The organism is Aeromonas sp. QDB63 (genome assembly GCF_027707425.1).
Classification (GTDB): Bacteria; Pseudomonadota; Gammaproteobacteria; order Enterobacterales; family Aeromonadaceae; genus Aeromonas; species Aeromonas caviae.
The window spans coordinates 18,733-28,102 of sequence record NZ_JAPCIS010000044.1 but is presented as its reverse complement, the minus strand read 5'-3'; the positions used below and the strand labels follow the sequence as shown (position 1 = coordinate 28,102).

At 62.2% G+C, this 9,370-nt stretch carries 5 protein-coding genes, 1 tRNA gene and 1 riboswitch; of the genes, 2 read left to right on the top strand and 4 right to left on the bottom strand.

Features of this window, described 5'->3' with window-relative positions; all coding sequences use genetic code 11:
- Positions 1-629: 629 nt before the first annotated feature.
- From PG879_RS19010 to PG879_RS19000, 3 genes are all read right to left on the bottom strand, one after another.
- Complete coding sequence (locus PG879_RS19010) at positions 630-839, bottom strand: cold-shock protein (protein WP_005297820.1); 210 nt, start codon at positions 837-839, stop codon at positions 630-632.
- 293 nt (positions 840-1,132) lie between these two features.
- Entirely contained in the window at positions 1,133-1,792 is a 660-nt protein-coding gene (locus PG879_RS19005) for a LysM-like peptidoglycan-binding domain-containing protein (protein WP_052816394.1), read from the bottom strand.
- A gap of 99 nt (positions 1,793-1,891) precedes the next feature.
- Positions 1,892-3,994, bottom strand: a complete 2,103-nt coding sequence (locus tag PG879_RS19000; protein ID WP_052816393.1) for a methyl-accepting chemotaxis protein — start codon at positions 3,992-3,994, stop codon at positions 1,892-1,894.
- 263 nt (positions 3,995-4,257) lie between these two features.
- On the opposite strand from PG879_RS19000, the gene gltX reads away from it, so the two are divergent.
- Both gltX and PG879_RS18990 read left to right on the top strand, forming a co-directional pair.
- Positions 4,258-5,673, top strand: a complete 1,416-nt coding sequence (gltX, locus tag PG879_RS18995) for a glutamate--tRNA ligase (RefSeq protein WP_010675482.1) — start codon at positions 4,258-4,260, stop codon at positions 5,671-5,673.
- Between the two features lie 383 nt (positions 5,674-6,056).
- Positions 6,057-6,132, top strand: a tRNA-Ala gene (locus tag PG879_RS18990).
- A 615-nt stretch (positions 6,133-6,747) separates the two neighbouring features.
- Here the strand turns inward: PG879_RS18990 and PG879_RS18985 are convergent.
- Positions 6,748-8,889, bottom strand: coding sequence for an ExeM/NucH family extracellular endonuclease (locus PG879_RS18985; RefSeq protein ID WP_109112971.1), 2,142 nt, complete (start codon positions 8,887-8,889; stop codon positions 6,748-6,750).
- Positions 8,890-9,182: 293 nt separating this feature from the next.
- A riboswitch (cyclic di-GMP riboswitch) is annotated at positions 9,183-9,266 on the top strand.
- Positions 9,267-9,370: the final 104 nt, after the last annotated feature.

Below are 9,370 nucleotides of genomic sequence, written 5' to 3'. Positions count from 1 at the left end.
CGGGAATAGCTCAGTTGGTAGAGCACGACCTTGCCAAGGTCGGGGTCGCGAGTTCGAGTCTCGTTTCCCGCTCCAATCTCTCTTCGAACCCTTCGAATTCAATCTCTCCCCCAAGTACACGAATCCAGTTTCTCAGTACCATCACTGCCGCGTCCTGTTGGTAGAGCATGATCCGCGCTTGCCAAGGCTGGGGTCGCGAGTTCGAGTCTCGTTTCCCGCTCCAATTTCTCTTCGACGTCCTCATAATCCCTTTGAATTGCCCATCACATAGCGCCGCGATGATTTGTCGTATCCGGCGTTTGCCTGCTTTCTCTCTTCCCCGCACATCCCAAGTCATAAGACCAAGATGTATTGCTTGCTAATAGCCTCCCGGAGATCGGGCACAACCCTTTGCGGTCGGCTAACAGGCTTGGCAGGGCCTGAATGACAGACAGTGGCTCGCTATAAGTTAAAACCGGGGCATTTAACCAAAACTCATAATTTTGATTTATAGCGGCTGGTGGCGGCCATAAGCGGCTTGCAGGTGGGGATGGCAAGCCCGGCAAGAGCTCTGCCGGTCGGGAAGGAAAGATCGCGGGCAAAAAAATAGGAGGGGCGATGGCTCCTCCTACGGGTTCACTGGCGCTGGCTCAGATAACGGTGACGTTCTCGGCCTGAGGGCCTTTTTTGCCCTGGGTCACAGTGAACTGGACTTTTTGACCTTCAGCCAGGGTCTTGAAACCTGCGCTCTGGATGGAGGAGAAGTGAACGAAAACGTCCGGTCCCTGGGATTGCTCGATGAAGCCAAAACCCTTGGTTTCGTTGAACCATTTTACTTGGCCGGTGCGAATGTCAGACATGTGGTAAGTCCTATCTATAACAAAATGAAACTAAGCCTGGTTGGGCAGCATTTGCCTGGAAGTCAGGGGTTGAAGCATGACTGACCACGTCTCTTTGTCCCAGTAGCATGTAGCACAATCCCTGTCTAAAGCCTGACCGATTGTACTGGAGCCCGATCCCTTGTCAATTTGGCACTTTTCATTTTTTGAGCGAGCTAAAAGTATTGTGAAGTCAGCAGCTTGTTTCATGCTTCACATCAAAAAAAACGGGAAGCCATGGCCTCCCGTCTACATAAGGGGGGTGGTCGAGCCCCTTATTCCTTGAGGGCGAACCCTTCCCCCTGGTGGTCGTAGCGGTAGCTGACCTGACCGAGAGAGCGGACCTCGACCCGCTGGATGCGGCGGCTGGTGTCCACCAGGATGAACACCGACTTGCCCGACTGCAGCCGGGTCAGCGGCCTGTCCGGCCCTTCGATGGCGATGAGCCGGCTGAGCTCGGCCCCCGGCAGCTCGAACTTGCGGAAGATGGAGTAGAGGGTTTCACCGGCCTGCACGTCGTGCTGCAACCAGGTGCCATCCACTTTCTCCTCGACGGGCTTGGCGGCCTGGGGCTCACCGGCGTTGCCGACGGTCAGGGCCTGGGCCGGCACGGCCAGGGGGACCGCCAGGGAGCCTGACGGCGCCGTGGTCGGGGCGGCGGGAGCGGGCTCCCAGGCCAGCACCAGCAGCCAGAGCGGGATCAGCACCAGCAACCCTATGGTGTGTTTGCGGGGCAGGGGACTTGCCAGCTTGAACGAGGCCGCCTTCGGCTCCTTGTTGCGCTGACCCAGGCCACTCATGCCCTGGCCGAGACGCTGACGCAGGGGCAGGGTAGCCGCGTTGATACGTTGGAGCAGGGTTCCTTGTGATTCGTCTTGGCGACGCTGCTGGGCTCGTCTGTTATGGCCACGTGGGCGACGGTCCGGGGTGGGCACGGCATTTACCTCTCACTACATTGCCTGCCATCAGGCAAATATGCCGCCTATGGTAAACGGACTCGTCCCCGAGGGGGAGAGTCCGGAGCATGAAAATTATCAGCTGAGACGAAACTGACCCAACAATTGCTGCAAACGTTCCGCCGCCTGACGCAAGGCCTGACTGGCGTTGGCCGTGCTGGTGGCGTCCCTGGCGATGTCGTTGGCCAGTGCGCTGGTTTTTGACAGATTGCCGGAGACGGTCTCGGAAACCGAGCTCTGCTCCTCGGCGGCGGAGGCGATCTGGTAGGTCATGTCGTTGATGGTGGCGATGGCCTGGAAGATGCTGCCGAGGGCCGCCTCCGCCTGATCCGCTTCCCCCACCGCCTGATGGGTCAGCTGCTGGCTCTGCTGGATGGCGTTGACCGCGTTGGTGGAGCTGTGGCGGATCTTGTCGATCAGCTCCTGGGTATTCTGCACCGCCTGCTGGGTGTTGCCCGCCAGCTTGCGCACCTCGTCGGCCACCACCGCAAAACCGCGCCCCTGCTCGCCGGCCCGGGCCGCCTCGATGGCGGCGTTGAGCGCCAGCAGGTTGGTCTGATCGGCGATCCCCTGGATGACGGTGAGGATGCTGGTGATCTGCTCGCTGTCGTGAGCCAGCCCTTCCACCACCTCGGCGCCCTTGCCCGCCTCGGCAGCCACCTTGTGCATGGAGTGGATCACCCGCTGGAAGCGTACCTTGCCCTCGTCCGCCGCGCTCTGGGCCTGCTTGGCGGAGTCGGCGGTGTTGTTGGCGTGGGTGGCCACCTCCTGGCTGACATAGGACATCTCCTGCACCGCGGTCAGCATCTGCTCCATCTCCGCCTGGTGATGCTGCAGGTTGCTGTCGGTCTGGCCGGCGATGCGATCGGTGTCCCCGGCGTGGCGATGGACCTCGCTCGCGGTCTTCTGCACATCCCCGAGCAGGGCCTGCAGCTTGTCGATGAAGCGGTTGATGCCCCGGGCCAGGGCCCCCAGCTCGTCCCTTGAGCGGCTCTCCAGACGCTTGGTGAGATCCCCGTCGCCGTCGGCGATGTCATCCACCAGGCTGACCATCTGGCGGATGGGGCCCGTGATGCTGCGGGCAATGACCAGCATGGTGCCAAGGGCCAGCGCCAGTACGATGAGGGCACCGATGAGCTGCTGGGTCATGGCGGCGCGGTTCATGTCGGTGAGCTGGCGTGCCAGCTCGTCCGCTCCCGCCAGCACCACCTTGTAGGGCAGGGTGACGATGATGGCCCAGTTGCGGGCCATGCCGGGCACCGCGATGGGCACCGAGATGCGAAACGCGTCGGTGAGCTCCTGGCGCTGCACGTCCGGTTTGAGGTACTGCTGCCAGCCGTTGCCGAGCACCTTGTCGGCGCGGCTGCCGAGCAGGCTGGCGTCGCCGCTGGTACCGGTGATGACACCGGCGGCGCTGACGATCAGGGTTTCCCCCTTGCCGTCATAGATGTTGCTGTTGAGGGACTGGGCCTGGCGGCTGATGGAGTCCACCGCCAGATCCAGCGCGGCGATGCCCTTGAACCGGCCATCCACCAGGATGGGGGTAGTGATGGTGCTCACCAGCACCTGCTGGCCGTTGATGTCCACCTTGAAGGGATCGATGAGGCAGGGGCGCCCCTCCCGTTTCGGGCAGGCGTAGTAATCGTTGGCCGGGTTGCCGAACTCGTCCGGATCGCTCTTTTCGATGGAGAGCAGCAGATCGCTGCCGATCTGCTCCTTGTCGCGGTAGAAGTAGGGAACGAAGCGCCCCTTGTCGTCACTGCCGAGCGCGCTCTGGCCGGCGAAGCTTTCGTCCTGGCCGTCGAAGCCGTTGGGTTCGAAGCCCGCGAAGGCGCCATAGAGCTGGGGCTCCAAAGCAAGCTGTGCCTTGAGCAGGTCGGTGGCTTGCTGGCGATCCAGCGGCAGCTTGCCCTCCTGCTGGCGGGCGAAGACGCTGGCCATCTGCTGGGTGTAGGAGAGCCCCTTTTGCAGCAGCTGGGTGATGGTGGCGGCCTCGGCACGGGCGTTGGCGCTCACCTTCTGCCACGCCTCCTGTTGCAGGGCGGCGCGGCTGGAGTCGATGGTGAGCTGCTGGGTCTGCCGACCTGAATACTGGTTGAGCAGGATCAGGATGACCAGGGCCGTGGTCATGGCGACACCGGCCAGTACCAGGATACGATTCTGGATAGAACGAAACTGCATCGCGCGTTCCTTGTATCGTTGAGGGTTCGTTGACGGGGTGACTGAAGTATCGGCTGTGCGGGAGATCTCTCCAGCGACCTCGCCTAGCTAAGCGGGAAAAAAGGGAAAATTCTGAGACATCACTCTAAAACAGCGGTTTTTGCGGGAATAGACCCTATTTTCCCCTCTGCCTCGCCATGGTTTTCCCATCCGTCATTGTCGGTGCTAAAATGCGACGGTTTTTTTAACGAATTGGCCCAAGGCCCTCTACACAAGGCTTAAAGATGAAAGTCAAAACCCGTTTTGCTCCCAGCCCGACCGGCTTTTTGCATGTCGGCGGTGCCCGTACCGCACTCTATTCCTGGTTGTTTGCAAAGAACCAGGGCGGTGAGTTTGTGCTGCGTATCGAGGATACCGATCTGGAACGTTCCACTCAGGAGGCCATCGACGCCATCATTGAGGGCATGGAATGGCTGGAGCTGAACTGGGATGAGGGCCCCTACTACCAGACCAAACGCTTCGATCGCTACAACGGCCTCATCGACGAGATGCTGGCCGACGGCCGCGCCTACAAGTGCTACTGCTCCAAAGAGCGTCTGGAAGCGCTGCGTGAAGGCCAGATGGCCAACGGCGAGAAGCCCCGCTATGACGGCAAGTGCCGGGATGGCGCCCACGATCACCCGGCCGATGCGCCGCACGTGATCCGCTTCCGCAACCCGACCGAAGGGTCCGTGGTGTTCGATGACCACGTCCGTGGCCGCATCGAGTTCGCCAACACCGAGCTGGACGATCTCATCATCCGCCGTACCGATGGCGCGCCGACCTACAACTTCTGTGTTGTAGTCGATGATTGGGACATGGAGATCACCCACGTGGTGCGTGGGGAAGACCACATCAACAACACCCCGCGCCAGATCAACATCTACAAGGCGCTGAACGCGCCGGTACCGGAATTTGCCCACGTCTCCATGATCCTGGGTGACGACGGCGCCAAGCTCTCCAAGCGCCACGGCGCCGTCTCCGTCATGCAGTACCGCGACGACGGTTACCTGCCGGAAGCGCTGCTGAACTATCTGGTGCGTCTGGGCTGGTCCCACGGCGATCAGGAGATCTTCACCCTGGACGAGATGATCAAGCTGTTCAGCCTGGATGCCATCTCCAAGTCCGCCTCCGCCTTCAACACCGACAAGCTCTTGTGGCTGAACAACCACTACATGCGTAGCCTGGATCCGGCCTATGTGGCCAAGCACCTGGCCTGGCACATGGAACACCAGCAGATCGATACCAGCAATGGCCCGGCGCTGGCTGACGTGGTCACCCTGCTGGCCGAGCGCTGCAACACCCTGGTCGAGATGGCCGCCCAGAGCCGCTACCTGTTCGAAGAGTACGAAGCCATTGACGAAGCCGCTGCCAAGAAGCACCTGCGCGGCGTGGCTGCCGAGCCGCTGGCGCTGGCCAAGACCAAGCTGGCGGCCCTGGAGACCTGGACCACCGAGGCGCTGCACGAGCTGATTGAAGCGACCGCCGCCGAATTGGGTCAGGGCATGGGCAAGGTCGGCATGCCGCTGCGTGTGGCCGTCACCGGTTTGGGCCAGTCTCCTGCCATCGATGCCGTGATGGCGCTGGTGGGCAAGGAGCGGGTCCTCGCCCGCATCGACCGCGCCCTGGCGTATATCGAAGCGCGCATGGCCGCCGAGTAAGCTTGCCGCCGCACATTGCCGTCACCGGTCTGGGGTAATCTTTCCCCTGCCATCGACGCCGTGATGGCGCTGGTGGGCAAGGAGTGGGTCCTCGCCCGTATAGATCGCGCTTTGGCGTATATCGAAGCGCGCATGGCCGCTGAATAAACATCGGCCATGGCATGAAAAGGGCTCCCTGACGGGGGCCCTTCGTATTTTGGCCTCAAGCGGATTTGCGACGTAAAACAGCGACATAGAGACGAGGTTGGCGGTAAAAACAGCTAACTGCCTGAATTTTGACTAAACGCTCCAGTGGGCGAGAATTTTGGGTTGACAGCAAAGCGGGTGATGCCTATCATGCGCCTCCGTTGCCAGAGATAACTTTGGTAGCGCCGAGGTGAGTTGGGGTTATAGCTCAGCTGGGAGAGCGCTTGCATGGCATGCAAGAGGTCCGCGGTTCGATCCCGCGTAGCTCCACCATCTTTCGCAAGAAAGCACCAAGGCCACCGCATCGCGGTGGCCTTTTTGTTTGCCTGTCATTTGGATCTCCCATGATCTCGCCCTTTGCATTTGTCTGGCAAATGGCGTTTCACCCTGTCCGCGAGGACGTCAGCGGCCCTGGCCGCCGCTGACGGGGGGGAGGGTGGGGATTGGCGCCGATGCCGCTATGGCCACGGCGCGGGCTGCACGATGCCATCCTCTACCGCGTGGCGGTTGGCTCGTTCGGCAGCCTGCGATGGCGCTTCACCCTGTCCGCGAGGGCATCAGCGGCCCTGGCCGCCGCTGACGGGGGTGAGGGTGGGGATTGGCGCCGATGCCGCCATGGCCATGGCGCGGGCTGCGCGATGCCATCCTCTGCCGCGTGGCGGTTGGCTCGTTCGGCAGCCCGCGGGATACGCCATCCGGCCCCTGGTGTCAGTACCGGGTTTCCCCGTCGGCAGGGTGCCAGTCCCCGGGAAAGGGGCGAGGCGGGGGCAACAGGGTATTTATTCATCCCATGATGTGGCCCTTTGCATTTGTTTTTCAAATGGCCCTGGCACAAAAAAAGCCCGCGATCATCGCGGGCTTTGCACCTGGCATCGAGGATGCCGCGTCTTAGCGACGGCGCCGCCAGGCGAGCGGCAACAGGGCCAGCAGCAGGGCGCCCATGGCGCCGCCACCCCCCTTGCTCGCTTCCTTGAGCTTGAGGTCAACGATGACGGGGTCGTGGTCCGAGGCGCTGAAGGGGTTGTCCGACTTGATGAGATCGCCGGTGTAGGCGCTGCCATATTCGAACAGGTTGCTCTCGAAGGAGTTGATGTGCCAGTCGGCCACCGCCACCACCTTGTCAGCCAGCGCCGGGTTGGCGAGGGCGTAGTCCAGGGTGCCGAGCTCGGCCTCGTAGCTGTAGGAGATGGCCTTCTCCTGGTTGAACTTGACGTTCAGATCCACCAGGCCGTAACCCTTGGCCACCGTCTGGCCCATCTGCTCATAGGGCTTGTCGCCGATGTAGGTGTGGGAGGCGGAGCGGATCTGGCGCTCCCCCGCGACCGGCGCATAGTCGGTCAGCACTCGGATGGGATCCTCCTTGGCGTAGGAGTTGAAGTCCCCCACCAGCAGCACCTGGCCCGGCATCTTGCTCACCGCCTCCCCCAACACCTTGGCGGCGCTCACCCGAAACTCGGTGCACTTGCCCTGCAGGTCCGCAGGCTCCGTCTTGCCATCTCCGTTTTCATAGCAGCCCGACCCCTTGGACTTGAGGTGGTTGACCACCAGGGTCAGGGGGGCGTCGCTGCCCGCCACGGTGAAGCGCTGGACCAGGGAGTCCCGCTGACCGGCGCTCTTGGTGACGCCGCCCGTGGTGTAGCGCTGCTGGGGCAGGGGGATAACGTCGGCATCCCCGCTCGGGGTGAGCAGGGCGGGGCGGTAGATCATGGCCACCATGATGGCGTCGCCGCCAAAGAAGCGATCCTCCGTGAGCAGGGCCTTGGGCAGGGTGACGAAGGCGTAGTGCTTGCTCGCCTCCTTCTGCCTGGCGTTGAGGCTCTCCACCAGATCGTGGAGGGCGGCGTGCTCGTCAAAGCCGTTGTTCTCCATCTCCATCAGGCCGAGCAGGTCGGCGTCCATTTCGGTGATGGCGTTGACGATCTTGGCGCGCTGCAACTGGAACTCCTCCAGGCTCTTGGCGCCGCGGTTGCAGCCCTTGGCGCTGTCCGCATCCGCCTGATCCGCGCAGAGCACGTTGAGGGCGCCCCCCACGCTGGAGTGGCTGGTGAAGTAGTTGAGCACGTTGAAGCTGCCGATGCGCAGGTCGGTGCCATCCAGGCGGGCCGGGGCGCTCTGGCGGTCGTTGTCGCCGGTGCGCAGCAGATCCCCCGCGGTGATGGTCTGATCCCGGGGCACGATCAGGCGGTACTCGTTGTAGCTGTAGCCGACCATGGCCTCCAGGTTGACCGGGGCATCGCCGATGCGCAGGTAACCCTGCTCCGGCTCCCAGGCGGGCAGCCAGGGGAGCTTGCCGTCCCCCGCCTTGACGTCCGACTCGAGGAAGACGCGGTTGCTGGCGTTGGCCTCGGCCAGCGCCACGGCCTCGGGGCTGCTCGCTACATGGAGCTGGGTCGGCTTCATCAGCGGGGCGCCGTGAGCGAGCACCAGGTTGTTGCGCCGGGCGGCATAGTCGTAGCTGAAGTTGCGGCTGATCTTGAGGGCGCTGTCGGCGTCGAGGCGCACCCGCATCCCTTCGTGACGTTCCAGGGCTCGGGCCAGGGTTTCCCCCTCCAGTACCCGCAGCGCCGTGGCGGCCGGGGCGGCGCCCTGGGCCAGGGTCGTCAGGCGCGGCGTGCTGCCGTCAAACAGGGGCTTGAGCTGGGTGTGGCCGTAATACTCCTCGACCTTGGCCTCCAGACAGACCAGGGCACCCGGCTGGATATCCGGGTACTTGCTGGCGAAGTTCTTGTCGTTGAGGTAGACGAAAATGCCGTCCGACGTCTCGGGGTTGCCGTCCCCCTGCACATCCAGCAGGTAGAAGCCCTTGTTGAGGCTTTCGCCCAGACCCGAGACCACCGCCTTGACCGAGACGCTCTGGGTGCTTTCGAACTGATCGTCCGGGACGAGGGGGCTCTTGTCGCCACTGCCCTGGATGGCGGGGATGGGGGTGAGGGCACTGTCGGCCGGGCAACTGAAGCCGGCGGCGTAGAGAGACGGGGACGCGAGCGCGAGCCCCACGGCCAGCGACAGCAGGGTAGGTGTTCCTTTCATGGGTATTCCTTTTTTTATTTTTGCCAGTGTTTCCATAGCCTTGGCATCGTGGCCAAGGGCGCGCATTGTCACATTTCTGGCAGCTCTGACCAGTGAACCAACGCACATTATGAGGAGACAAAGGAGCCCATTTGCCATTTTTTGACGTGGCTAACAGTTTGATATTGATGATCTATTTGTCATCAGGTAGGAGCGAAAAGTGTGAGGCGGCCAGCATTCACATATTTTCCTTCGAGAATAAAGATTGAGCAGTGGTCACTTGCTTCCTATACTCGAGCCGTTCCTCACGGAACCCAGGCAAAGGGCAAACCGGCAGTGATGCCGGGACGCAAAGCCTCCGATCTGTCCCATCCGGGCCAGACAGCGGGGTTACCCAGGGTGACTTGAGGGTTTGTGGCCCGTCCATGGCCTGTTGTCGCTCCCTTGTTCCCTGTTGCGATTGCGCTTTTCCCGGCATTGAAGCCAAGACAAAACAAGGAAG

Bases quoted from the DNA above. Each gene is read 5' to 3' on its own strand.
- PG879_RS19010 (WP_005297820.1), bottom strand. From the start codon at position 839: ATGTCTGACATTCGCACCGGCCAAGTAAAATGGTTCAACGAAACCAAG.
- PG879_RS19000 (WP_052816393.1), bottom strand. From the start codon at position 3,994: ATGCAGTTTCGTTCTATCCAGAATCGTATCCTGGTACTGGCCGGTGTC.
- gltX (WP_010675482.1), top strand. From the start codon at position 4,258: ATGAAAGTCAAAACCCGTTTTGCTCCCAGCCCGACCGGCTTTTTGCAT.
- PG879_RS18985 (WP_109112971.1), bottom strand. From the start codon at position 8,889: ATGAAAGGAACACCTACCCTGCTGTCGCTGGCCGTGGGGCTCGCGCTC.